Here is a 25,237-nt window from a genome sequence, read left to right as displayed (position 1 = left end):
ATGGAGGTTGTTTGAAGCATCTAAAGTAAAATTGAGGAAAATGTCGCTAGAGGATATCCCGCTTTATCATGCTTGGCGAAACGATACATCGATTATGCAATCTACGAGTCTATCTTTAGATGTTTATGATATCGAAGAGACCACACAGTTCGTCGAAAATATTATGCTTGGACAAGCGAGCGCGAAAACCAATATCATATTATGCATTCCGGGAAATGAACCTCCATCGAGTATCTTTACGTGTGTTTTCTTTCAATAACCGGGCGATTTAATTATATCAAAAGCTAGGATTTGTCCAGGAAGGAACGGCTAGGCAGAGTTTGTTTAGAGCTGGAAACTGGCATGACATTGTTTTTATGGGGTTATTGCAAGAAGAGTATGTTGATTGATTAAACGAAGAAGTCAATATTTACAGATTGTAATTATTGTAAAGTGGGTGAAAGAATGACATTACAACTTCATTATCCATGCAGTGGTATGCAAAGAAAGCTTGGTACTTACACTCATAATGGTATGACATTGGAATATTCTATTGTAGGAGAGGGAAATGAGCCCATACTTGTAATGCATGGTGGGCACTCAAACTGCATGGAAGCGTTTGGTTATGAAGCTTTAATTGAAGAAGGTTACTCGCTTATTACTCCGTCAAGGGCAGGGTATGGAAATACTTCTCGTGAAATTGGAAAAAGTTTAGAAACAGCTGCACAATATTATTTAAATCTATTAGATTATCTGGGGCATGAAAAAACGCATCTTCTTTGTATGTCAGCAGGAGGTCCAAGCGGGATTTATCTTGCTTATAAATATCCTAAGCGGTTTAAAACTATTACGTTACAAAGTGCGGTTTCGAAAGTTTGGCATCAAAAAGGTGACATGCTTTATAAAACTGCTAAAATATTGTTTCATCCAAAAACGGAACGACTGACTTGGAGGATGATTGCAGTTCTTAATGCTTGTGCTCCACACTATTTATTCCAGCAAATGTGGAGTTCTTTTAGCCTTGTACCATATCAACAAATCAAAAGCGAAATAGAGAAGTCAGATATTGAAGCATTTAAAAAAATGAACCAACGCCAGCGCTCATATGAGGGATTTATGATAGATATTGATCAAACGAAAGATATTACGTTAGAACTTTTGCAATGCATTACGACACCTACGCTTATTATGCATAGTGAACAGGATGCAGCAGTGCCAATCGAACATGCTTATCATGCCCATCGTCATATAAACTCGTCGGAATTACTTGTACTTAATTCTCCAGGGCATCTAATCTGGATTGGAAAGGGAAGTAAAGAAGTCACCAATAAATATGTAGGTTTCTTGGAGAAGCATCGGATAAGAAAGTAAGTATAAAAGGTGATTTTTCAATCCATAATCTTCATACGATGGCATACTATAAATATATGTAAAGTCACTATTATTTGTACAGTGGCTTTTTTTATATAAAATGAGTGAATATGCCTTCCCCTTTATATAAAAAATATATTGTTATATCTACTGTTGTTGGTACATGCACGAAATCAAGAAAAATTGAAAATCATGAAATGACACATTTCAGACGAAAATAAAAAGTATATCCGAGAGAACTTCAGCTATAATAAAAATATAAAGTATGTTCAACATTTCACAAAGGTGGAGGAGATCTTATGAAGAATGTATTTATACTTGGTGGAACAGGTTTATTAGGTTATCATACAACGAGAGAGTTATTGAAGCGTGGCTATACAGTTTCAACGGTTTCATTGCCACCGATGCCTAGTGCGGAATTATTACCTCCTGAGGTTGAATGTGAGCTCGGTGATATTAATGAAATGAGTGATGATAAGATACTTGCATTATTAAAAGGAAAAGAAATGTTTATTTATGCGGCGGGTGCAGATGAACGAATTGTTCCAGATGCGCCAGCAGTGCGTTTTTTCTATGAGCAAAACGTGTTACCTACGCAGCGGTTAGCAAGACTAGCGCGTCAAGCAGGTGTGAAGCGTTTTGTGCTTTATGGTTCTTACTTTGCCCACTTTGCAGAAAAATGGCCAGAATTTAAATTGGCAACCGACCAAGCTTATCCAAGAACTAGATTGCTACAGGAAGAAGTAGCGATATTAGAAGGCGAAGGTAAAATGGACGTAATGACCTTGCGTTTGCCGTATATTTTTGGAACAATGCCTGGACGCACACCATTATGGAAAATGTTCCTTCCACAAATTCAAGGAAAGGAATTTGTTCCTGTATTAGGTGGAGGTACGGCAATGGTTACAGTCAAGCAAGTTGCGGAGGCAACCATCGGGGCATTAGAATTCGGGAAGCACGGTGAAAAGTATGCCATTTCCGATACAAATATGAAGTATCAAGCATTTTTCGAGTTGATTGCCGATGTACTAGGGCAAAAAGATACAGTTGTTCAAGTGGTTCCATTAGAGAAAATGAAGCCTGCCTATGCGAAAAGGGATGAACAAGCGGCAGAAGCAGGGAAGGAGCATGCAATTCATGCTGCTGTAACAGCGGATCTTCAAAACCGGGATGCATACATTGACCCGAATGATACGATGCCAATACTAAAATATAACAAAGATGATGTAAAGGCTTCGATTATTGAAACGATAAAATCATGCATAGAATAAATGATTGCAAAGACTATGGTTCTCGAGATGGATAGCAAGATCTAACTTCAAGCCTAAAAGATAAAGGTATACAAACGGAAAATGTCCAGTTCTTTTCTATTAGAAAAAAGCGTCTGATTGAATTTTCGCGTGATAAGGTCAAACTCCCCTCCAACCCATGGAGGGTTTTGTTTTATGAAGGGACGATTTAATTGGTGGAATAATGTGTATTTTCTCAATAAATGCAGAAATTTGTTTTCTTATTACGATATTTAGTATATGATTAAAATTGAAAAAATATGGGGGAGTGAGAGATTATGGATGAAAGAACGACAAGTGATGATCGTTTATTTGCAATGTTAATTTATCTTGTTAGTTTATTTGTTCCAATAATTGGACCGCTTATCATTTGGATGATCAAACGTGATGAATCAGAGTTCGTGGATTATCATGGAAAGGAATATTTTAATTTCTTTATCTCATTTGCCATTTATTCTTTTATTAGCGGAATATTAATACTGGTTTTGATTGGAATTCTTTTAATATTTATTGTTGGTGCGTTAGCATTAATTTTTACACTCATCGCATTGTTTAAGGCATATAATGGAGAGCGTTATCGAATTCCACTTGTTTTTCGTTTAATTAAGTAAATATGTATTCTAAAAAGAGGAAGCTACCATTTTAAACATCATTTTTATGGTAGCTTCTCATTTTTATTGGAAATTACACGGCTATCTTTTATTCTCCTAAATCAACATTATGGTAGACTTGCTGCACATCCTCTAGATCCTCTAAAGCATCGACAAGCTTCTCGAATTGCTCTTTATCCGCTGGTGACAGATTGACCTCGTTTTGTGCGAGCATCGTTAATTCTGCAACTGTGAAATCGGTTATATCAATCTTGCGGAATACTTGTTGAATGGCATGGAATTGGTCTGGCTCCGCATAGATGATAACATGGTCTTCTTCCTCTGAAATATCTCGTACATCGATATCATTATCTAACAATAATTCAAATACATCATCAGAAGACTTTCCTTCTACACCAAACACAGCTACATGATCAAACATATAAGCAACTGAACCACTGACCCCCATGTTTCCGCCGTTTTTCCCAAAGGTAGAACGGACTTCAGATGCAGTTCGATTTACATTGTTTGTTAGTGTATCTACAATTAGCATCGATCCATTTGGACCAAACCCTTCATATCGGAGCTCATCATAGCTTTCTTCAGATCCACCTTTTGCTTTTTCAATGGCACGATCGATGATGGATTTCGGTACACTATATGTTTTTGCACGCTCTAGAACGACTTTTAAAGCTTGATTCGACTCAGGATCTGGCTCGCCTTGCTTGGCAGCTACGTAAATTTCTCGTCCGAATTTTGCATAGATGCGACTTGTATTTGTATCCTTCGATGCTTTCTTTTCTTTAATATTTTGCCATTTTCGGCCCATAATGAACACTCGCTTCCCGTTTCTTTCAAATCTACATTAAAAATAGTAATACAAAACGTTCCATTTGTTCAACATTTTTTTATTAAAGAGATCTAGATAACTACCATTCATGTTTTAAATTAGAAGGCCGATATAAAGGGGGAGTTGGAAAGGAGTTTTTAGATGCGAAATATTTTAAATGTATTTTCAAAGAGAAAAAAACCTGCAGATGAAAAGATAAGGAAACAGCCTTCGGAAAAGAAACAAGAGAAGGTTGCTTTACGAAAAGGAGAAATTGGGGAGTATAAAATAGATATACAATTAAGTCAGCTGCCAAAGGAATATCGATATATAAATGATTTGATGATCGAAAATAAAAAGTCTATTTCTGGCTATTCACAAATTGATCATCTCGTTTTGACTCCTTATGGAATTTTTGTCATTGAAACGAAAAACTATCAGGGAACCATTTATGGAGAAAAAGATAAAAAAACATGGCTTGTGAACGGAAAGTTTAAAATGCTGAATCCAATCGTTCAAAACTATGGGCATATCAAAGCAATGAAGCCATGGATTGATAATAAATTCTATTCTAGCTTCTATTCGATTGTCACGTTTACTAAAAGATGTACATTAAAAATTGATCAAACGCTAAGAGAAATTACAGCAAATGAGATGGTAATATATGATCTTTATTTGACGGAAACAATAACGAGGAAAATTTCACGAGCAAAGCTATTACATAAAGAAGCTATACTAAGTAATGAGGATATAAACGAAATTTTTCAAGCACTTTCAAATGTAAACATTACGGATCCAGAAAAAAGAATGGAGCATAATGCTGCGATTAAAAAAAATAGAAAGGCAAACGAAAGAACGAGTACTGCAAAATGTGCTATATGTAATAAAAGCGTTTCTGAAAAAGTGGAAAAGTATTGTCAATCGAATGCAAAATATAATGGAGAGATTTATTGTTATGCGCACCAAAAAGGATTTTAGACCATTTTTGAAATCACGGTTAGTTTTCAAGCATATTTATCATTAGTTTAGCTGTTTTGGTTTACAATAAACATAGGGAAGCATGTTGCTTTCTAGATAAGTTGATTTAGAGCAGTACGGTGAGGAATACAATATCTATGAAGGAGTTGGATGTTTATGGATATGACAATTAAGTGGGATGGAAAAATGGCGTTTTCGGGAGATACCCCTTCTGGACATGAAATAAAAATGGATGCATCTCCAGATGTCGGTGGTGAAAATGGTGGATCACGTCCAACGGAGCTACTATTAAATGCGGTAGCTGGTTGCACAGGGATGGATATTATCTCGATTTTAAATAAGATGCGTTTGGATCCTTCATCCTTTCAAATGGATGTAACAAGTGAGCGGGCGGATGATCATCCAAAGCGTTTTACAGCGATTCATATTCATTATGCATTAGAGGGTGATTTGCCAGAGGATAAAGTTGCTCGGGCAGTACAGTTATCTAAGGATAAATATTGTTCTGTTGCCCATTCGTTAAGTGCGAAAATGACAGCTAGCTATTCGATTAATGGCGTAAAAGGTAACGTATCCATTTAACATTAATAAGGTGTTTCATATAAGACGTTTCTCCATATCTGGGGGAGCGTTTTTTATTGACAGTGCTACAGCACATTGGAAATTTGATTGCATATGCTATGTATTAAGTATGACATCCTTTTCATTCGGAGGTAGTGTGCATGCAGTACGCGAACTTAGTATATCACCCATATCCATTCATTTTAGAGCCTATTTATGTTCATCCTCTTTCCTTTGCATATCCACATGATGCCTACATACCTTCTACTCGACAATATCCACCAGTTGATCCTACGATTTTTTCAAAATCAGCTCAATCCTTTGAGCCTTTAATGGTGGATGCCAAGCGAATCGTTGAAAAGATCTCAGTTTCAACTGATTTTGCCAGAGACGTCATGAAGGCAGCACAGGAAAGTGATAAAAAGACTGTGCAGCGTCTTATTAAATCAACCGGTATAAGCTCCCGTTCGGTAATTGACTATAATCCAGATGGGATAAATATTCGACTGGAAGCAGATATAGGCGAAGTAGAGTGCTGTAAGCTGACAATGGCTATTCGCTGGCGATAATGAAGTTACTCCCAATTAAAAAATGAAAAATCGGATTCTGTTTTATAAAAAATTAGTCAAGCTACCAAGCATTGAGATTGGTGCATATAACAATAAAAAAAGAATCGTTATCCCGCTGTTGCAAAGGACGATTCTTATGTTTGATCTTATAAATAAGGTCTTTTTTATTTTTCGTTTTTCTTGTTCGTAAGTCTAACTCAGCATAAGGGCTTCGCATCAATTCTGGGTCAAGTCTTCCTTCTCTTACCCGTTTCTTTCGTGTTTTTGCTGCTTTTGATCTAGCCAATGTATGCACGCTCCTTTTTCATTTTAAAGCTATTATACACGAAAAAAGCAATGATTCCTGCCTTTTTATGCAATTGATCACCTATGTTATATAAAATGATCTTCGAGAACCATTTATTATCCTAAATGAAGTTTTATTTTATTGAAACTTTTATTTAATTGCTGCGTATTACAAGTAAGAAAGTCTTTCTGAATTCTGGTATGATAGTAAAAGGGAATTATAGAATTGTTTAGGAGGAACAGTATTGGATTTTAATGGAAACATCAACGTTACGCAGTTACATAAAATGAAACGAGTAGGCAAGCGAATAGGCTTTATAGTAGCCATTTTGCTCGCATTAATTATTATTGCCCTGATTTCCTTCCAGTGGGTTACTGATTATATTTGGATGGATTCACTCGGCTTTAGTAACGTATTTACAACTATTTTTTCTAGTAAAATCATGCTTGGTGTAGCAGGCTTCATTTTGTTTGCGATAGTCAGTTACTTTACCTTGTTTTGGATTCGCCGCTCGTATATGACTCATTTAGGCCCGCAGAAGGTTCCACCAGTAATCCAATATCGTAAACCGAGCACGCTTATTATGCTTGGAATTGCGCTATTTCTTGGATTAATTGGTAGTATGATCGTTCAAGGGGTTGGTTGGGAGCCGGCTTTAAAAGTATTAAATTATGCTTCCTTTGGGAAGACGGATCCATATTTTAACATGGATATATCTTTTTATATTTTCGTCCTACCATTTGTGGAATTTATTTTGTATGTATTGCTAGGTTTAAGTATTTTTTTCCTGTTTATTGAAATTGGAGCATACTCTGTTTTTAATATGTACTTAAAGAGTAGATCCGCTCAGTTTCATTTAGGTATAACATTAGCAGTTATTGGTGTGTTATTAGCAGGTCTTCATTTGCTTGCACCTTATGGTACGTTGTTAACAAACAGTGTGAATATCTTTCAGGATAGTGTTGTTCATGGATTAAGCTATACGGATAAAGTAATCAATATTCCGAAGGCTTATATATTAGCGGCAGTGGCGATTATTGGAACGATTTGGATGATTGTTTCACTTGTTCGTGGCAAGCTACATGCAATGGTAGTGCCGGTAATTGCATATGTAGGCTTAGTCATCGTTGGGCAGGCGGCTTCGATTGTCGTGCAAAACTTTATTGTGTCACCAAATGAATTTACCAAAGAGAAGCCCTATTTAGAGCATAATTTGAATTTCACCCGAGCTGCCTATGATCTAGATAACATTAAGGAAAAGGAACATCCAGGTAATCATTCTTTAGATGAAGCGATGGTAGAGCGGAACGCGTTGACAGTCAATAATGTAAGAATTAATGACTCGCGACCATTACTTGATATTTATAATCAGCTTCAGACGTTTCGAACGTATTATAAGTTTAATGATATCGATATCGATCGCTATCAAATTGATGGAAAGTATGAACAGGTTTTTGTTGGTGTTCGGGAAATGAATACGGATAGTCTTCCAGATCAAGCAAAGACTTGGAGAAACCGCACGTTACGCTATACACATGGCTATGGAGTGGCAATGAGTCATGTGAATAAAGTAACCTCACAGGGACAGCCGGAATATATGTTGAAAAACCTGCCGCCAGAAGGCGTGATGGATGTAAAACGTCCGCAAATTTACTTTGGGGAAGAGTCCTATCCGAACGTGGTAGTAAACTCAAAGGTGGATGAATTTGACTATCCATCTGGTGATGAGAACCAGACAAATCGTTATGAAGCGAAAGCGGGTATTCCATTAAAAGGAATAAACCGATTTTTGTTCGCGATTCATGAAGGCTCTTTCCGTATGTTAATTTCCGATCAGGTAACAGAGGAAAGTCAGCTATTAGCGACGAGGAATATTAAGGATCGTGTAAAACGTATTGCACCATTCTTTAAATATGACAAGGATCCATATATCTTCGTTCGCGAGGATGGAAGCTTGGCGTGGATGCTCGATGCATATTTATCTGCTGATAACTATCCTTATTCAGAGCCACATAAAGGAAATGAAAGCTATGTGCGAAACTCTGTGAAGGTTGTCGTTGATGCCTATACGGGTGAAGTGAGCTTTTATGTGGTTGACGGAAAGGATCCATTGCTGCAAACATATATGAACATCTTCCCAGATATGTTTACAACGAAAATACCTGCTGATGTGCAAGCGCATTTCCGTTATCCAGAGGAGCTATTCAAAATCCAAGCAGCAATGTATGGTACGTATCACATGTCTAATTTAGAAATTTTCTATAATCGGGAAGACTATTGGCAATTCCCGACAGAGAAATATTTTAATAAGGATATTCAAATGGAGCCATATTATATGACGATGAAGCTACCAGAATATGATGAAGAAGAATTTATCCTCATGATGCCATACACGCCAAAAAAACGGCAGAACATGATTTCATGGATGGGTGTACGAAATGATGGAGAAAATTATGGCGAGATTTTCGTTTACCGTTTTCCAAAGCAGAAAAATATTTATGGACCACAGCAAATTGAAAATCGAATTAACCAGGATAGTGTGATTTCACAGCAATTAAACTTATGGTCACAAGGTGGATCTAAGGTGATTCGTGGTAATTTGCTAGCTATTCCGATTGAGGATACGGTGCTTTATGTAGAACCGGTTTATATCGAGTCGTCCAATGAAACATCGCTTCCTGAAGTAAAGCAAGTGATCATGGCTTATGAGGATCATATTGTAATGGAAGAAACCTTTGATAAGTCATTACAAAAAATCCTTGATTTAATAAATCCAGATCGTAATGGTACGACAGAACAAAAGCCTCCTCAAAAGGATGAAGGGGAAGATTCACAGGAACAAACAGATCCGATTCTTGGTGCAGAAGATGTGTTGCGGGAGCTTTCACAGCAATTTGAGGCTTATCGTGAGGCAATGGCTGAAGGGGATTGGAAAAAAGCGGGCGAAATCATGGAAGCAATTGAAGCTCGTTTAAATGAAGTAGAATAAGTAATAAGCTAAAAATAACGAATCGGTGGTCATGCAAAATGACCACCGATTTTTTTACTTCTGTCGATTGCAATGCCGCCAGATGTGTAGCTAGAAGCTCTTAAAATGGCGGTATATCCATATTTATCTCGAATCTGATCCATCACGAATCCAATATCCTTACGCTTACTTGTATCTTGAAAAAGGCTGAGCTGTGTTTCATTGTCATCAGACAAGTTATCAAGTGTCACATACACCCGGCGGATGCTACTATGTCCATCATAAAACTGATGAAATAATTGCATACAAACGTCGTACATATCCATGGTGGTGTTTGTTGGAAGGAGGAGGGATCGGGATCTGCTAAAGCCACCACCAACCTCTTTCGAATAGCCAACACCAAGGTGGACCGTTTTTCCTACCTTTTTTGCAGTTCGTGCTCGTCGGCAGGCTTCTTCACATAAATCAAGGATGCAAACCGGAATATCTTCCTTGGAATAGTCTTGTAATAAGGTCATTCCATGTCCAAAGCCTTTTTGTTCTGTTTTCGTAAAGTTTCCAAAGACAGGGCTTAAGTCAATCCCCCAGGCATGCCAATAGAGTTGTTCTCCCATTACGCCATATCGTTTTTTTAAGTGCTGTAGATCGGTCTTTGCTAATTGTCCGAGGGTAATGATTCCCATTCGATTAAGATTTCGCTTCATATTACTGCCAATCCCCCAAATTTTTTCAATTGGAGCGGGCCATAGCTTATTTTCAACATCTTCATATCGACACTCGGCAATGCCAGTTTTCTTTGCGTGGAGATCCATGACAACCTTAGCAAGAAATTTATTATCGCCGATGCCGATAGAGCATGTAATACCAAAAGAGTGCAGGATATCTTCTTTAATGGTATGCGCGATTTGATGTACATCCCCGAAGAGCTTTTGTAAGCCATCCACTGTAATCCAAACCTCATCAACCGAATACGGGTGAATTGCTTCTTTAGGCGCATAATTGTTGAGGAGCCTTGTAATAGCAAGTGAGACTTCAACATAATCTGCCATATGGGCTTGAACGATAACGAGGCTTGGATCATCGGTTGGAAGCTCAAAAAATCTACTTACATTACTTATCCCGTATTTTTGTTTTAAAGCAGGCGAAGCGGCTAAAACAATGCTGCCTGATCGGCTTGGATCTCCAACAACTGCAAGTAATGCTTTCATTGGATCAAGTCCAAGCTTTATCGCTTCAACACTTGCATAAAAAGAACGCATATCAATACAAAGTACATCATGACGAGGAAAACGTGTGTAGTCCATTTTATCTCCTCCAAAAATAGAACATTTGTTCTTATTATACCAAGAAGAGATCGAACTACCAATGGGAAAAAATGGTGCATGGAAAAGGCTTGTATCAATCTAATTAAATCCGTATTTGGGAATAAAAAACAAAGCAACCGCTTTCAAAATAACAAAAATATTTTCTTAATAAAAAATAGTCAAAAAACAATAGACAAATAAAGTAGAGGGTGATATATTACATACAATATTTTAAAAATTGCAACATGAGGAGGGTATTACATGCTTAGTAATCCACTAATTGCTACAGTAATGATTTTCGCACTAATTGCATTTGGAGAGTGGCTTTCCATTATTTCAAGGGCAAGAATTCCGATGCTGCTCACTGCCATGGTAGGCTTTCTTGTATGTGTATGGACAGGGGTTTTTCCAACGGATATTTTAGAAAAATCTACGTTGCCTGCACTTGGAGCTATTTTAATCGGACCAGCTATTACACACATGGGTACGTTAATTCCCTTCTCGTTATTAAAGAGTCAAATAAAAGCGGTTCTCATTGCTCTAGGCGGACTAATTGTATCAGGGATTTTAATATTAACGATTGTACCGTTGGTCTTTGATTATCCAACAGCGGTGGCGGGAGTTGGTCCAATTAGTGGAGGCATTATTGCATTACTTATTACTTCGGAAAAGCTAACAGAAATCGGCTTATCAAGCTTGGTCATCATTCCAGCATTAATCGTAGCATTTCAAGGTGTGATGGGCATGCCAATTGCGATGAGCTTTATGCGAAGGTATGCAGCAAAAATTATTCAGGAAATGGACAAAGGGACATTTGTTCCAATGGTAAAGGAAGTAGATAAGATAGAAGGCGGAAAGAAAGCTGAAGGCTTAGACCCGCTAAAATCAAGTATGACTTTAAAGCTGTTCTATGTGTTTGTTGGTGCGGGAATTGGTGTAGCATTAGGAAGCGTTACCCCTATTCATTATAGTCTATGGTGTCTAGCAATTGGGATTGTAGGTTTAAAGCTTGGATTATTAGAGGAAAAATCACTTGAGAAGGCAAATTCGTTTACGATTACGATGATTGGTATCATTTTTGTAGTGATTGGTACGATGGCAGATGTTACTCCAGGAGATGTATTAGAAAATCTTTCAAGCATTGTCCTTATTCTTGTTATCGGTACAATTGGCATAACTATTGGTGGATATGTTACCTCGAAATTAGTGAAATGGCATCCATATAAAGGAATGCCTGTAGCGTTGACAGCATTATTTGGTTTTCCTGGTGATTACATTCTTTGTGAAGAAGTTAGCAGGAGTACAGCTAGAAATGAAAAGGAATCCTCCATCATTTTTAATGAACTTTTAGCTCCGATGCTTATTGGTGGTTTTACAACAGTTACGATAGCTTCGGTTGTGTTAGCAGGTATATTAGTACAAACATTATAGCTCTATCTTTAATTGAAAATAAGAAGCTGCTTAGCAGCATAGGATTATAAAAAGCTTACTCTATATAAGGGAGGACATAGCATGGCAATCGTATTTAAAAATGGACGAGTGATAGATGGCAATGGTGGTGAACCAATTTCAAAGGGGCTAGTAGTTGTTGAAGGAGCCTACATTGCTTATGCAGGACCTGAAGATGGATATGAATTAAAGGGGGAAGAACAAGTTGTTGATGCGCAAGGTGGTACGATCATGCCAGGCTTGATTGATACACACGTACATATGATGATGGAATATTCCCCATTAGCGGAACGATTAGCAACTCCATTTTCATTTATGTATTATCAAGCCGCGCAATATTTAAAAACGACTTTACATGCGGGAATCACTTCTGTAAGAGATGCCCTTGGAACCGATTTAGGCGTGAAAAAGGCTGTAGAGGAGGGGGTTATTCCTGGTCCGAGGCTACAGCTAAGCATTAATGCCTTAACAATAACAGGTGGGCATGGGGATGGTTATACGGTCTCTGGAAAGGAAATGGACATTTTGCCATCAGATTATCCCGGTATGCCAAATGGGAAGTGTGATGGTATCGAAGAAGTTAGAAGAAAGACGAGAGAAATGCTACGGGCTGGTGCTGAGGTTATCAAGGTACATGCAACGGGCGGTGTATTAAGTGCAACCGATCATCCAGAATTCACCCAGTTTTCCTTAGAGGAGTTAAAGGTCATTGTAGAAGAAGGGCGATTCCGTAAAGGGATAAAAGTAATGGCACATGCACAGGGAGCAGAAGGAATAAAAAATGCGGTACGAGCAGGAATTCATTCGATCGAGCATGGTATATTTATCGATGATGAAGCAATTGAATTAATGCTGGAAAACGGAACTTATTTAGTGCCTACTTTGCTCGCACCGGTGGCAGTTTTAGAAACGGCCAAAGAAACAGGAATGCCAGAAACAGCTGTGCAAAAATCAAAGGAAGTAATCGAACAGCACCAAGCAAGCTTTCAAAAAGCGTACCGTGCAGGTGTTAAAATTGCAATGGGAACCGATGCTGGTGTCATGAAGCACGGCACAAACCTCCGAGAGCTTGGACTAATGGTTGACGGAGGAATGACGCCAATGGAGGCGATTGTGGCTTCCACAAAAACCGCTGCAGCTTGTCTAGGCTGGGAGGATCGAGTTGGAACGTTGGAAAACGGAAAGCTTGCCGATGTAATTATTGTGAAAGGAGATCCGTTAGCTGATATTTATTCTCTTGCCAATAATAATACGGTGCAAGTCGTTATGAAAAATGGCAAAATCGAAAAAAATGTATTATAGGTGATGAGGCTGCCAAATTGGCGGCCTTATTATTTTTTATAAGAATTGGTCTTTACTGGAAAGTGGCACGAAGGATAGTATATGATATTCATAAAAGCACAGAAAGCTTATTGGAGGATAAGGGATGACTGCCAAAATCATATTTGCTTCAAATAAATTGGAAAATATTAATGACCAACAAATAAAGCAAATGGTTGACAAACAAGGGCTTGGTCAATTCATTTCCGCACAAAGAACAGCACAAGGTGCAATGGGACAAACGATGTATGTTTGCACGACAAAGGGAGATTATGTGTTAAAAGGAAACCCGTTGTATGAAGGGCAGCTTAAAGAGGAAAAATACTTTATTGAACAGCTTCATAAACACACGGATATTCCCGTTCCAGTCCCATACATTCTTGATGAATCTGAAGATATTTTCGGATGGAACTATGCAATTATGCCTCGTCTCAGTGGATATCATCTAACAGATAAACAGCTTTACGAAAAGCTTCCTTATGAGGAGAAAATAAAAATCGCCGAGAGGATCGCACATACATTAACAGCATTTCATCAATGGCGGGTTCGTGATTGTGGAGAATTAAATCCATTAACATGTTCTATTACTCCATTCCAAGAGGGATACCAAGCTTGGCTATATAAACGAATTTATTTTTGGTTACAGGATGCAACGAAGTATTCATTGATTTTACCGAAGGATATCGCATGGGTGCAGCACATATTAGATACATCGCAATCCGCATTTGCAGCGTTTTCATCGCCATGCTTTGTGATGGGAGATTTTAAACCGGGAAATTTTTTAGTTGATCACACAGAAACGGAAGGATGGAAAGTAAGTGGTGTCTTTGATTTTACGAACGCTTACTTTGGTGATCCATTATCTGATTTAATAAAGCTTGTCACGCTATATATAGATAAGGAAGAAGAGAGCATCGCCTTGCATTTGATGAAAACGTATATAAACGGTTGTATGCATTCGTATGAAAAAACGGAAATAAAGCAACGTCTTATGGTGCACATGCTTCATCAGCGTATATTGGATTGGGGATGTGCAAAGGCTATAAATAAAGTCGATTGGGATAATGATCTTGCATTCTTTATATGGGCTAGTCGTTACACAGAGAAGGTTGCAGATTTCGTAGACAAAATCGATAACCCTTCCTGCTTACATCAATAAAGCAAGGAATTTTCTGAATTAATTTGATCATAAGCTGTGTATAATTTCTGATTTCGTGGTATAATACGTTTAGAAGTTAATTTATCATTAAAAACCGCCCCATGCGGATGCATGGAACGGTTACAATAGACCAACCCCAGCAAGAGGGGAAGGCACGATTTGGGAATAACCCTTCACGTCTCGGCTAAAGCACATGAGGGGTTATTTTTTATTGTTCTTCTCGGACATGATAAAAGCGATTAACATGCCGAATGAAATCATCAGCGTTAATACACCCTCCATATCCATAGGCATCACCCCCCTTCAAGGAAAACATCCTAGAAGGTTAACAGTGTGCCCGAACCCCTCATGTGAAGCCGGCCTATTGTTAACTAAATTATACCATATTCGATCGTATGTTCCTAATTTTTTTTGGCTATTTATAGTCCGAAACGAAAGGATGCTGCTTATGCACAGCATCTTTTTTTGATTTTAAATATTTTTTGAATTTATTTCGTCATCCCCCCCTCAAAATTCGACACAATGGCGTATGAATGATAGATATTTTCAAAATAAAAGATGAAAAAGGCAAAACCATTGAAAGGTGGTGACGCAAAGCTAGAGGGACTAAAGATGTTTAATGGAGAATATCTATGTCAGCCAGCTGCCGTGTTACATAGGAACTAAAAATTGTCTTTATAGTACTCATGTCTAATTTTTAATACAAGGAGAGAAGTCAAATGGAGAATAAACTAAAAAAAATCTTAACAACGACTGTGTTTGCGGGGACTTTACTCGTTGCAAACTCCGCCTACGCGGATACAACTGGAGTAGAGGGGAATAACACAACAAAGGAGCCAGCAACCGAGCAAGCAGGAATGACACCTGATCATTTCTTTTATTTCTTTGATAAGCTTGGAGAAAATATGCAGTTGCTCTTTACAACAGATCCAGAAAAAGAATCAGATCTATTATTACAATTTGCTAATGAGCGCTTATCTGAAGCAGAACAAATGGCAGGAAAAGATAAAGATAAGTACGTTAATAAACTTATCGATGCTTATTTAACAAATTTAGAAAAAGCACAGGAAAATGTGGCGGAAATTGTAATTTCAGAGAAAATCGATCAAACAGTAAAAGAGGATTTATCGACAAAACTGGAAGATGTAACGTCCGTTTCTGATGCTGTAACAGAAAAACTGGAAGAAGAAAAAGCAGTAACCCTAGAGGAAAAAAGACAAGAAGCTTATTTAGTTGCTAATGTAGTAAAAGACCTTGATCCAGAGAAAGTAAAAACACTTCGTGAACAAGGATTTGGCTTTGGTGAAATTGTTAAAGTAGTGGCTTTAGCACAAGAAAGTGGTAAAACCGAAGATGAAATAGCAGCCATGCTTAATGAAGGAAAAGGATATGGCGAGATAGCGAAGGAATTAAATGTAGACCCAGGTCAAATTATGAAAAAAGTAATTAAGAAAAAAGAGAAATACATTGATCAAATGCTTGAAAAAGCAAAAGAAGCTGGCGATGAAACTGTCTTTCAAAATCTTCTAAAAGCAAAGGAAAACATTAAGCGTAAGAAAATCGAGTTTAAAATTGTCAAAGAATATGCAGAGCTTGAAGAGGAAATTAAAAAAGAGTTATTAGAAATTAAAAAGGATCTAGCTGCTGGAAAGATTACACAGGAAGAAGCGGATCGTAAAATTAAAGAATTACAAGAAGAAGCGGCAGAAGAATTTAATGAGTTAAAAGAGGAAGCCGAAGATGAAGCAAGGGAAGAAGACGATGATCTTGATGATGATCAAGAAGATGCAGATGATGAAGCGGAAGAATTAGCAGAAAAGCAAAAGGAAAAAGCTGAAAAAGCACGTGAGAAACGAGAAGAAGCAGAAGAAAGAGCAAGAGGAAAAGCTGAAAAAGCACAAGAGAAACGCGAAGAAGCTGAAGAAAAAGCAAGAGAAAAAGCTGAAAAAGAGCGCGAGAAACGAGAAGAAGCAGAAGAAAGAGCAAGAGAAAAAGCTGAAAAAGAACGCGAAAAACGCGAAGAAGCTGAAGAGAAAGCAAAAGAAAAGGCTGAAAAAGCCAATAAAAAAGAAGCCGATGATGACGATCAAGAGGACGATGAAGATTAATTGAACTTGGCTGGAACAAAACAATTTTTCATCCGAAAAGTCCGAATGAAATAATGATGATAATCATTTAAATTTAATTGCATGCAGTTGAAATGGGTGAGATTCCTTCAGGAACAGGAACCATGGAACGCAGACTAAAATCGCTAAATCCTCTGGCAACGTCTGCGCTAGCCTGTCCTGTACGTCGAACACCAACACGGAAAAGCAGACTTTCTTTTCCGTGTTAGCTGTGGCCGTGCCTGGGGAAAGCGAACCCATTTTTAAACTGTGATGCTATTGTTCATATTTTGAGGCAAACGATTTCGTATTGTCTCATTCTTATTTGGATTTACTTAAAGAATTAATGGGTAGTAGAAAAAGACTTTACCCCCAACATGGAAACACGTATGATTATTCTAGAAATGATTATTCGATCGGGGGAAATGGAATGCAGGAACTGGAAATCGCCGATTACGTTACATTAGCTGCGGAGGGCGATGAGCTAACAAGAGAAAAGCTAATCCGGCATTACAGACCATATATTATAAATGTAGTCGGTCAAATTTGTAAAAGGTATGTTACGTGGAGTGATGAAGAAGCAAGCTTAGGATTATTAGCGTTTAATCGCGCAATCGATACATATGACAAGAAAGAACGAAAATCATTTCTAAATTATGTCTATTTATTAATAAAAAGAGATTTAATTGATTTTTACCGAAAAGAAACAAAGATGCAGCACGTTCCGTTAGTTATACCCAAAAAAGATGGGACAGGCAATGTAAATGTGTATGATGTAGAAAAATCAATGGATACATATCAGCAATCTATGGAAGAAGAAGATTTAGTTGAAGAAATATTGGAATTAAATGAAGTACTGCATCAATATGATATTGCATTTGAGGAATTAGAGAGATACTCCCCGAAGCATCGAGATACGCGTTATATGCTACAACAATTGGTAGGAGAATTTTTAGTTTATCAAGATTTAGTAGCGGAATTCAAGCAAAAGAAACAGCTGCCTGTAACCCTTTTTTTAAAACGTACAGGCTATAAGCGGAAAACAGTGGAGCGTCATCGAAAATACATTGTTACACTCCTCGTGTTAAAGCTTCATCCCGAATGGAACAGGCTGTCGGAATATGTAGAAGGATCTGCTAGAAAGTGGGGGAAATCATGAAGACGAAACAATATGATGGAATAGTTGTCAAAGTAACTTCAACAGATATTGTACTCTTATGTTCAGATGGACAATTTAAAAATGTTCCCCGTGCTAAAAATGATGTACCTCGTATTGGACAAGCATATACTTATACAGAAAAACGACAAATGCCATTTTATAGAACAACAAAAATTTTGACTGCAATAGCTATTATCTTTATATCTCTTGTTGCTTATACCATGCTAGATACAATGAAAAAAGATGAAGCATATGTCTTCGCCCTTGATATAAATCCAAGCTTGGAAATATATACGGATAAAGATTTTCAAGTAATGCGCGTAAAGTCATTAAATAAAGATGCTAGCGCTGTTGTAGAAGGTATTAAAAATAAGAATAAAGCACTTTACGAATATCTTGATGAAGTCGTGACAAATTCTGTGAAAAAGCATTATTTATCAAAAGAACATAACAATCGGATAGCTATCACAGTTGTATCACTAGGGAAAGATGAACATTCGATACCAAGTGAAAAGGTATTGGAACAAAAGGTCCAGCAATCTTTAAAGGCTCATGCGATTGCTTCTGTTGTTACGATAAGAAAGGGAAATAAAAATTTATTAGAAGAAGCAAGAAATGTAAATTTATCCTTAAATAAATATCAAGTCTATGATGAATTAAATAAATTAGGTGTACGTGTTAGTGTAAAGGACTCACGAGAAAAATCAATTTCTACCATTTTGAATGAGAACAAACAAAACATTAAAGAAGCAGTAAAAAGAAATAAATCAAAAAAGCCAACAACGAATGCTCCTGCTACACCTAAGAAAGAAAAGTCGTATACAAATGATGAAAAGAAAGATCGCGAGCCAGTTCAAGATAAAAGTGAACAACGAACAGACGATGATGATAATAATGAGGAAGATCGACAAGAATTAATAGATGAAAAGAAAGAGCGTGAAAAAGAAAGACGTGAAGAGCAGGCAGAACGTGAAAAGGAACGTCAAGAAAAGTTAGCAGAAGAAAGAGAAAAGAAACGTGAAAAGCAAAACGAATTAGAAGAAAAAGAGCGTGAAAAACAAGAAGAAATGAAAGAAAAAGAGCAGGAAAAAGAGGAAGCGGAAGAAGATGATGAGGAAGAGGAAGAAGATTAAGCACATTGTAATGGAATGTTATTAATAGCGGTTTGCATAAGAGTCTTCTTATGCAAGCCGTTGTTTAATTGACATATAAAAAAGTAAAGAAGACGGCCTCCTAGATTAGACGTAGGAGGCCATTTTTAAAGCAGTAGTCGTTATGCTGCTCGTTTCTTTTCAGATTTGTCTACGACGGCAGCACCAACGATATCGCCGATGACATTTGAAGCAGTTCCGGCCATTCCAATAATGGCATCTACACCCGCAATAAGTGCAACAATTTCAAGCGGTAATCCAAACATACTCAAAACAGCTGATAAAGTAACTAAACCAGCAGCAGGAACACCAGCAGTTCCAATCGATAACAATGTCCCTATTAAGATAATGATAAGAAAATCAGTTGGAGAAAGTGCTAGATTCGTTATGTTTGCAGCAAAGACGAGTGAAACCCCCATACGTAAAGCACCACCATCAGAATTAAAAACAGCACCTAATGGTAGGGCAAAATTTGCGGTAGTTTCGGAAACACCAGCTTTTTTTGCGGATTGAATTGCAATTGGTAACGATGCAATACTGCTTGATGTAAAGAAAGCAGTCGTATAAGCTTCTTTTGTCTCCTTAAAGAAGGAGAGGATTGGGGTGCCAGAAAGTTTAAGAAATGCTGTATAAACAAATACCCAAAGCAAAAGAATACCAATGTAAAACACAGCTGTAAATTTAAAAAGCGATTGGATTGTTGACCAGCCTTGACCGCCAAAGGCAGAAGCACTAATAGCAAAAATACCAATTGGTGCGTATAAAAGAACCCCTTGCAAAATCTTATAAAACATTTCATTTAAAGCAGTAAAAAACGTATCGAGCATAGTTCCATATTCCTTCATCTTTTTATCAGTAGAGAATCGCATGGATGAAATAGCAACACCAATAATGATAGCTAAAAACAATATTGCCATTAAATCGCCAGCTGTAAATGCTGCAAAAATGTTTTTAGGAACGATTTGAAGTAAGATGTCAGAAAAGCTTGGTGTTGTTGGTTTGTCGACTTGTACATTTGGTAAAGAAAGATTTTCACCAGGGTTAATCCAAAGTGCTAGGCCTAAGCCTATTAATACGGCTGCTGCAGTAGTAGCAACATAGTATAAAATCAGTTTTCCACCCATTCTTCCGAGCTTTGTTATGTTCATTTTATTAACAGCGAGTACAACAGTAAGAAAGATAACTGGGATAGCAACTAAGCTAAGTAAATGAATGAGTAATGTGCCAAGCGGTGCAACAATACTTGCTTGTTGACGAAAAATGATTCCGAAAAGAATTCCTAATAAAAAAGCAACTGACATTTTTAATACAAATGATGTAGATTTGTATTTTTTCCATATGTTCATCATGGTTATTCCACGCCTTTTTCGATAGATTTAATGTGTATTCTTATCTTACCAAAAAAAGACGGATTACTACATTCAGATGATGTAAATGTGAAAAATAACCCTTTTTGAATGATTTATGATGACAATGAAAGCATGGATTGTCTCATTTTTTTGTAGAATATGTGACAAAACGTTGATTTCACTCTTTTTCCTCTGAATTATATTAGATTTTAAAGTATAATTAGTGGGAGAAAGAGAGGAATGTAAGTATGTCAAAAATGCTTTATTTTTTTATTATAGTTTCATTTTTAGATACATTTATACAGCTTCCGATTATTACTCCTTTTGCAATAGAATTGGGAGCTTCGGAAATATTAACTGGTGCAATCGTCGCAGTATATTCCTTAACCAATATGGTTGGAAATATAATCGGTGGGCATTGGATTGATAAATATGGTCGAAAGCGGATGCTTTTTACAGGGATGATATCTGTTTTTGTTATTTTACTGTTTTACCCACTTGCACAATCTGGTGAGCAGTTGTTCGTCGTTCGCTTTATGCATGGGTTAGCAGGAGGTCTCTTAATCCCTGCAGCATTTGCTTATATCGGAGATCAAACAATAAAAGGATCTCGAGGAAAAACGATGGCATATACTGGAGCGGCAATCGGAATCGCTGCTATTATCGGGCCTGCTATTGGTGGATCAATGGCGGCGCGCTCTGAAGTAGAATATGTCTTTTTACTTGTGGCAGGATTGTTCTTTATTACATCACTGCTTGTACTAAAATATCTTCACGAGTCTTTTGTTTCTAGAGAACGTGGGAAAGTCAATTTAAAACATTTTATTCCGTTATTAAAAACACCTGCATTGCTTCAAGCGTCACTTGGTGCATTTGCCTTAATGGTGAGTAATGGAACACTTGCATTTGCTTTGCCACTTAAGGTTCAGGAATTAGGAATGACAACAGAAACAACGGGCATGCTGTTGAGTACGTTTGGAATTATGGCACTTGTCGTGTTCTTAACGCCAATTAATCAAATATATGATCGGTTCAGCCCTTTATCTTTAGTAGCTGCTGGACTCACACTAATTGGAATAGCCCTCTTTATTTTAAGTGTTACCCCGTTCTTATGGATTGGAATTGTAGCAATGATCGTTTATGGAACTGGCTTTGCCTTTGTATTTCCTTCCATGAATCGAATGGTAGCTGATGCGTCAACACAAGTAGATCGCGGAAAGGCGTATGGTATTTTTTACGCGTTTTTCTCTTTAGGTGTTGTTGCCGGTTCGTTTATTTCAGGAATTATTACAGAGATATGGGGAATTCCGTTTATATTTAGCGGTGTAATGATGCTCTTTAGTGCAGGGCTGCTTCTTTATATTGCTAAAAAATGCAGTTTTCATACACGTGCAAGAAAAATTTCCCTTTAATATTTTAAGACGTATAACCAATCCTATTCTATGAAAGGAGAGGTTATACAATGAGCCAACAATTACGAAATGTAATGACTTCGGACGTTGTAACTGTAAACGAAACACAGTCTGTTCAAGAAGCAGCAGCTTTAATGAGTGAAAAGAATATTGGCGCAATACCAGTCGTGAATAATAGTGGTCAAATGACTGGCATTATTACAGATCGTGATATTACGTTAAGAGCAACTGCACAGGGGGAAGCAGCTCAAACCCCAGTATCCCAAGTGATGACTGCGCAGCGTGTTGTGCAAGCAACAACTGAAATGGAAGTGGAGCAAGCTGCCCAGCTCATGGCACAACAACAAATTCGTCGCTTGCCAGTCGTTGAAAATGAAAACATCGTCGGGATGGTTTCACTTGGTGATTTAGCTGTTGATAAGCAGCATGATCAAAAGGCGGGACAAGCGTTATCTAGTATATCCACTCCTTCCGCGCCACAGCAATAGAGAAGATAGCCTCTCATTTTTTGAAGTGAGGGGCTATTTTTTGTTTTACATGGTAAAATGAGGAAAAATGAGGGGGGAGTAGATGGAGCCTATAACACGGAATGAGATCCCATTAAAAATAAAGAAAAAATGTGGTGATATCGTAAAGATTTCTTTTCCAAAACAAGGATGTACATCAGATGTCGCATTTATAGAAACAAAAGAAATCGATTATGTATTGAAACGAGCAAAAGGAAACCAGTATCGGTCTTGGCTAGAGAAAGAAATAGAGGCTTTAGAAATGGTGGATAAAACGAGCTTACCGACCCCAAAGGTCTATGAGAAAGTAGTACAACAGGAGTTAAATCAATGCTGGCTATTAATGGAAAGACTAAAGGGAATCTCGCTAGGAGAGGTGTTAATACAGCTGTAGAAAAAGAACAAAAAGAAAAGCTGCTTTTTCAGTATGGAAAGATATTAAAAACAATACATCTTACTCCGTGTCCGAAAGAATGGCAACAGGCGAATAATATTTGGTTAGATGATATGCTCGATAATGCCATGATTAACTTAACGCATTATCAAGTAGATGGCTCACCAAGCTTACTGCAGAAGCTGAAACAGAACAAGCCTGCTTTTTATCCACAAAGACTAATTCATGGGGACTTTACTGTTGATAATGTATTAATTAGTCATGGGAAGATTAGTGGTGTCATCGATTGGAGTGGAGGTGCATATGGAGACCCACGTTATGATGTTGCACTTGCCATTCGCCCGAAGCCATTCGCTTTCCAAACGGAAGAAGATAGGATCCATTTTTTTGCGGGATATGGCGAAAGGTTACTAAACAAGATGGAATATACATATTTTGCGGAAGGATTATACGAATTTTTTTAAGAGTTTTTTTATAAAAGATAGTAGGTCATTTACCTTAAATATATCTGAAAATTTATAAAATATAGTAAAAAAACGTCTGTTTTTTAAAATATTTCCAATGTTATTCAATAAATTTTAAAGTAATAAAGCTTAATTTTATTGGGGTTTCCTATTTTTTCTCAAGATGAAAGGGATATTTTTGATAAAAAATAGGCAAATAGTTCGAAAAAAAATGGTTCGAATCGACATTTTTTTCCCAACCCATAAGAAGCAGGATATCAGCTCTTTTTTTAGAATACATATGTAAATCTTAAAAAGGAGGAATTTGCAATGAAATCTAAGTTTCTGAATGGGTTGGCTATCGCATTATTTATTATCGGGATGCCAATAGTGAGTGAAGCTGCTGTCAGTCAAGGTGGAGAAGAATTGACGAAGGAGACGTTAGAAGGTAGTGCTGTTACTGAAAGTCGCTTTGTCAAAGATGAAGTTATCGTAAAGTTTAATGAAACCGTATCAAATAAAGTGCAGCAAGAGCTTTTAAAGAAATTGGATGCCAAAGAATTGCCAGATTTAGATGCTGTCAAATCTCCGTTTAAGATATTAAAGGTAAAAAATGTTGAAGCAGTAGTGAAAGCATTGAATAATAATCCTAATGTGGCATATGCAGAGCCAAACTTTAAATTTAATGTAGCGTGGTCACCGAATGATACGTATTTTAGTCCTAACTATCAATATGGGTTATTCCATACGTATGCCAATACAGCCTGGGATGTTGCTAAGGGGAGCACGGGTCAGGAAATCGCTGTCTTGGATACAGGTGTTGATTATAATCATGCCGATTTAGATGGAAAAACAATTCTTGGATATGATTTTGTTGATCAAGATTATACCCCTAATGATTTAAATGGGCACGGAACACATGTCGCTGGAATTGCTGCGGCAGAAACAAATAATGGAGTTGGTATTGCAGGGATGGCTCCCAATACTCGAATACTCGCAGTTAGAGTACTTGATGCAAGAGGAAGTGGGTCACTTGCTAATGTTGCGGATGGGATAAGATTTGCGGCAGATAATGGCGCAGAAGTTATTAATCTATCACTCGGATGTGATTGTAACACAACAACATTAGAAAATGCAGTTAATTATGCATGGAATAAAGGAGCAGTTATTATTGCAGCAGCTGGAAATGATGGTGTATCCACAACATTTGAACCTGCCTCCTATGCAAATGTAATCGCAGTTGGTGCAACAGATCGTAATGATCGAAAAGCAAGCTTTTCGAATTATGGTACATGGGTAGATGTAATGGCACCAGGAGTAGATATTGCTTCTACCTATCCTAACAATCGTTATGTTTATTTATCAGGTACATCTATGGCTTCTCCTTATGTAGCAGGATTGGCAGGTCTATTAACAGGTCAAGGGAAAAATAATTCCCAAGTACGTGCAGCAATTCAAAATACTGCTGATACAATCCCAGGAAAAGGAACCTATTTTAAGTATGGAATAATTAATGCCTTTGATGCAGTAAACTATTAGTATAGAAAAAAGAGCAACGTTCCACTTTACTTTGTGGACGATGCTCTTTTTTTATTAAGGAATTTTTTTGACTATTCATGGCTTTTTTGCCGTTATTTATAATCTATTTTACGACTTAGTAATACCAAGCTGCTCCAACAATTACTAAGAGGATAAACAATACAACGATAAGCGCAAAAGCACTACCTGCGCCAGCGCCGTATGCAGGAGCTGAATATCCATATCCTCCACATCCACAACCATAAGACATAACAATTCCTCCTTACTTACTTATTTGATTAGTACCCAATGTAGGCAGCACCTACGATAACTAAAAGAATAAACAACACGACTAGTAGGGCAAATCCACCACCATAGCCGTATCCAGCACCTCCAGCAGCTCCGCTCATAAACAAACACCTCCATACGCTATTTATTTTCAATATATGCAGTCAGGAATGGTTGGTATAGTTGTTATCCCATTTTTTTAACGATTAGGCGTTGTTCATAGATAGTTAGATTAACCTTTTGAACATTTGGGGGATTTT

At 37.4% G+C, this 25,237-nt stretch carries 24 protein-coding genes, 1 pseudogene and 1 riboswitch; of the genes and pseudogenes, 19 read left to right on the top strand and 6 right to left on the bottom strand.

Annotation, left to right across the window (positions count from 1 at the left end):
* Window positions 1–40 precede the first annotated feature (40 nt).
* From QBK89_RS02160 to QBK89_RS02145, 4 genes and pseudogenes are all read left to right on the top strand, one after another.
* Window positions 41–389: pseudogene (locus QBK89_RS02160) on the top strand (GNAT family N-acetyltransferase).
* Window positions 390–477: 88 nt separating this feature from the next.
* Entirely contained in the window at window positions 478–1,350 is an 873-nt protein-coding gene (locus QBK89_RS02155) for an alpha/beta fold hydrolase (RefSeq protein WP_284139636.1), read from the top strand.
* Between the two features lie 299 nt (window positions 1,351–1,649).
* Complete coding sequence (locus QBK89_RS02150; protein ID WP_284139373.1) at window positions 1,650–2,621, top strand: NAD-dependent epimerase/dehydratase family protein; 972 nt, start codon at window positions 1,650–1,652, stop codon at window positions 2,619–2,621.
* 296 nt (window positions 2,622–2,917) lie between these two features.
* Window positions 2,918–3,250: a DUF4870 domain-containing protein gene (locus QBK89_RS02145; RefSeq protein WP_284139372.1), complete on the top strand. Its 333-nt coding sequence runs from the start codon at window positions 2,918–2,920 to the stop codon at window positions 3,248–3,250.
* Between the two features lie 88 nt (window positions 3,251–3,338).
* Here QBK89_RS02145 and QBK89_RS02140 read toward each other — a convergent pair whose 3' ends face one another.
* The gene (locus QBK89_RS02140) at window positions 3,339–4,058 is read right to left on the bottom strand and encodes a YebC/PmpR family DNA-binding transcriptional regulator (RefSeq protein WP_284139371.1); all 720 of its coding nucleotides are present in this window, start codon (window positions 4,056–4,058) and stop codon (window positions 3,339–3,341) included.
* A gap of 162 nt (window positions 4,059–4,220) precedes the next feature.
* Between QBK89_RS02140 and QBK89_RS02135 the strand changes: the two genes are divergently transcribed.
* The 3 genes from QBK89_RS02135 to QBK89_RS02125 all read left to right on the top strand — a co-directional run bounded on the left by QBK89_RS02135 (window position 4,221) and on the right by QBK89_RS02125 (window position 6,166).
* Window positions 4,221–5,036 carry a nuclease-related domain-containing protein gene (locus QBK89_RS02135; RefSeq protein ID WP_284139370.1) on the top strand — a complete coding sequence of 272 codons (816 nt, stop codon included), beginning with the start codon at window positions 4,221–4,223 and terminating at the stop codon, window positions 5,034–5,036.
* Window positions 5,037–5,192: 156 nt separating this feature from the next.
* Window positions 5,193–5,618 carry an OsmC family protein gene (locus QBK89_RS02130; protein WP_284139369.1) on the top strand — a complete coding sequence of 142 codons (426 nt, stop codon included), beginning with the start codon at window positions 5,193–5,195 and terminating at the stop codon, window positions 5,616–5,618.
* Window positions 5,619–5,758: 140 nt separating this feature from the next.
* A complete protein-coding gene (locus QBK89_RS02125; protein ID WP_284139368.1) occupies window positions 5,759–6,166 on the top strand; it encodes a YuzC family spore coat inner layer protein in 408 nt (135 codons plus the stop codon).
* Window positions 6,167–6,227: 61 nt separating this feature from the next.
* Here the strand turns inward: QBK89_RS02125 and QBK89_RS02120 are convergent, their stop codons facing one another.
* A complete protein-coding gene (locus QBK89_RS02120; RefSeq protein ID WP_284139367.1) occupies window positions 6,228–6,452 on the bottom strand; it encodes a hypothetical protein in 225 nt (74 codons plus the stop codon).
* Between the two features lie 244 nt (window positions 6,453–6,696).
* Between QBK89_RS02120 and QBK89_RS02115 the strand changes: the two genes are divergently transcribed.
* On the top strand, window positions 6,697–9,441 hold the full coding sequence (locus tag QBK89_RS02115) for a UPF0182 family membrane protein (protein WP_330948477.1): 2,745 nt from the start codon (window positions 6,697–6,699) through the stop codon (window positions 9,439–9,441).
* A gap of 29 nt (window positions 9,442–9,470) precedes the next feature.
* Here the strand turns inward: QBK89_RS02115 and QBK89_RS02110 are convergent, their stop codons facing one another.
* Window positions 9,471–10,724: a DNA polymerase IV gene (locus QBK89_RS02110; RefSeq protein WP_284139366.1), complete on the bottom strand. Its 1,254-nt coding sequence runs from the start codon at window positions 10,722–10,724 to the stop codon at window positions 9,471–9,473.
* A gap of 261 nt (window positions 10,725–10,985) precedes the next feature.
* Between QBK89_RS02110 and QBK89_RS02105 the strand changes: the two genes are divergently transcribed.
* The 6 genes from QBK89_RS02105 to QBK89_RS02080 all read left to right on the top strand — a co-directional run bounded on the left by QBK89_RS02105 (window position 10,986) and on the right by QBK89_RS02080 (window position 19,049).
* A complete protein-coding gene (locus tag QBK89_RS02105) occupies window positions 10,986–12,155 on the top strand; it encodes a hypothetical protein (protein ID WP_284139365.1) in 1,170 nt (389 codons plus the stop codon).
* Between the two features lie 81 nt (window positions 12,156–12,236).
* Window positions 12,237–13,475 (top strand): metal-dependent hydrolase family protein, encoded by a 1,239-nt coding sequence (locus QBK89_RS02100; RefSeq protein ID WP_284139364.1) that lies wholly within the window; start codon window positions 12,237–12,239, stop codon window positions 13,473–13,475.
* 124 nt (window positions 13,476–13,599) lie between these two features.
* Window positions 13,600–14,652 carry a phosphotransferase family protein gene (locus tag QBK89_RS02095; RefSeq protein ID WP_284139363.1) on the top strand — a complete coding sequence of 351 codons (1,053 nt, stop codon included), beginning with the start codon at window positions 13,600–13,602 and terminating at the stop codon, window positions 14,650–14,652.
* 556 nt (window positions 14,653–15,208) lie between these two features.
* Window positions 15,209–15,303, top strand: a riboswitch (cyclic di-GMP riboswitch).
* Window positions 15,304–15,371: 68 nt separating this feature from the next.
* A complete protein-coding gene (locus QBK89_RS02090) occupies window positions 15,372–16,760 on the top strand; it encodes a DUF5667 domain-containing protein (RefSeq protein WP_284139362.1) in 1,389 nt (462 codons plus the stop codon).
* A gap of 427 nt (window positions 16,761–17,187) precedes the next feature.
* On the top strand, window positions 17,188–17,916 hold the full coding sequence (gene sigI / locus QBK89_RS02085; protein ID WP_284139361.1) for an RNA polymerase sigma-I factor: 729 nt from the start codon (window positions 17,188–17,190) through the stop codon (window positions 17,914–17,916).
* Window positions 17,913–19,049, top strand: a complete 1,137-nt coding sequence (locus QBK89_RS02080; RefSeq protein ID WP_284139360.1) for an anti-sigma-I factor RsgI family protein — start codon at window positions 17,913–17,915, stop codon at window positions 19,047–19,049. Before sigI ends, QBK89_RS02080 begins: the two co-directional genes overlap by 4 nt.
* Before the next feature lie 140 nt (window positions 19,050–19,189).
* Here QBK89_RS02080 and QBK89_RS02075 read toward each other — a convergent pair whose 3' ends face one another.
* Entirely contained in the window at window positions 19,190–20,416 is a 1,227-nt protein-coding gene (locus QBK89_RS02075) for a dicarboxylate/amino acid:cation symporter (protein ID WP_284139359.1), read from the bottom strand.
* A 248-nt stretch (window positions 20,417–20,664) separates the two neighbouring features.
* Between QBK89_RS02075 and QBK89_RS02070 the strand changes: the two genes are divergently transcribed.
* The 5 genes from QBK89_RS02070 (at window position 20,665) to QBK89_RS02050 (ending at window position 24,710) form a co-directional block, all read left to right on the top strand.
* The gene (locus tag QBK89_RS02070; RefSeq protein WP_284139358.1) at window positions 20,665–21,828 is read left to right on the top strand and encodes an MFS transporter; all 1,164 of its coding nucleotides are present in this window, start codon (window positions 20,665–20,667) and stop codon (window positions 21,826–21,828) included.
* Between the two features lie 50 nt (window positions 21,829–21,878).
* On the top strand, window positions 21,879–22,316 hold the full coding sequence (locus tag QBK89_RS02065; protein ID WP_284139357.1) for a CBS domain-containing protein: 438 nt from the start codon (window positions 21,879–21,881) through the stop codon (window positions 22,314–22,316).
* Window positions 22,317–22,398: 82 nt separating this feature from the next.
* Entirely contained in the window at window positions 22,399–22,728 is a 330-nt protein-coding gene (locus QBK89_RS02060; protein ID WP_284139356.1) for a phosphotransferase, read from the top strand.
* A complete protein-coding gene (locus tag QBK89_RS02055; protein WP_284139355.1) occupies window positions 22,665–23,192 on the top strand; it encodes an aminoglycoside phosphotransferase family protein in 528 nt (175 codons plus the stop codon). Before QBK89_RS02060 ends, QBK89_RS02055 begins: the two co-directional genes overlap by 64 nt.
* Window positions 23,193–23,501: 309 nt before the next feature.
* Window positions 23,502–24,710: a S8 family peptidase gene (locus tag QBK89_RS02050; protein WP_284139354.1), complete on the top strand. Its 1,209-nt coding sequence runs from the start codon at window positions 23,502–23,504 to the stop codon at window positions 24,708–24,710.
* A 115-nt stretch (window positions 24,711–24,825) separates the two neighbouring features.
* Here QBK89_RS02050 and QBK89_RS02045 read toward each other — a convergent pair whose 3' ends face one another.
* Together QBK89_RS02045 and QBK89_RS02040 are read right to left on the bottom strand one after the other, a co-directional pair.
* Window positions 24,826–24,960, bottom strand: a complete 135-nt coding sequence (locus tag QBK89_RS02045) for a YjcZ family sporulation protein (protein ID WP_284139353.1) — start codon at window positions 24,958–24,960, stop codon at window positions 24,826–24,828.
* A gap of 28 nt (window positions 24,961–24,988) precedes the next feature.
* Window positions 24,989–25,099, bottom strand: coding sequence for a YjcZ family sporulation protein (locus tag QBK89_RS02040; protein ID WP_284139352.1), 111 nt, complete (start codon window positions 25,097–25,099; stop codon window positions 24,989–24,991).
* Window positions 25,100–25,237 lie beyond the last annotated feature (138 nt).

It is taken from the genome of Virgibacillus sp. LDC-1, assembly GCF_030137545.1.
Taxonomy (GTDB): domain Bacteria; phylum Bacillota; class Bacilli; order Bacillales; family Amphibacillaceae; genus LDC-1.
This window is presented reverse-complemented; position numbering and strand designations above follow the sequence as displayed.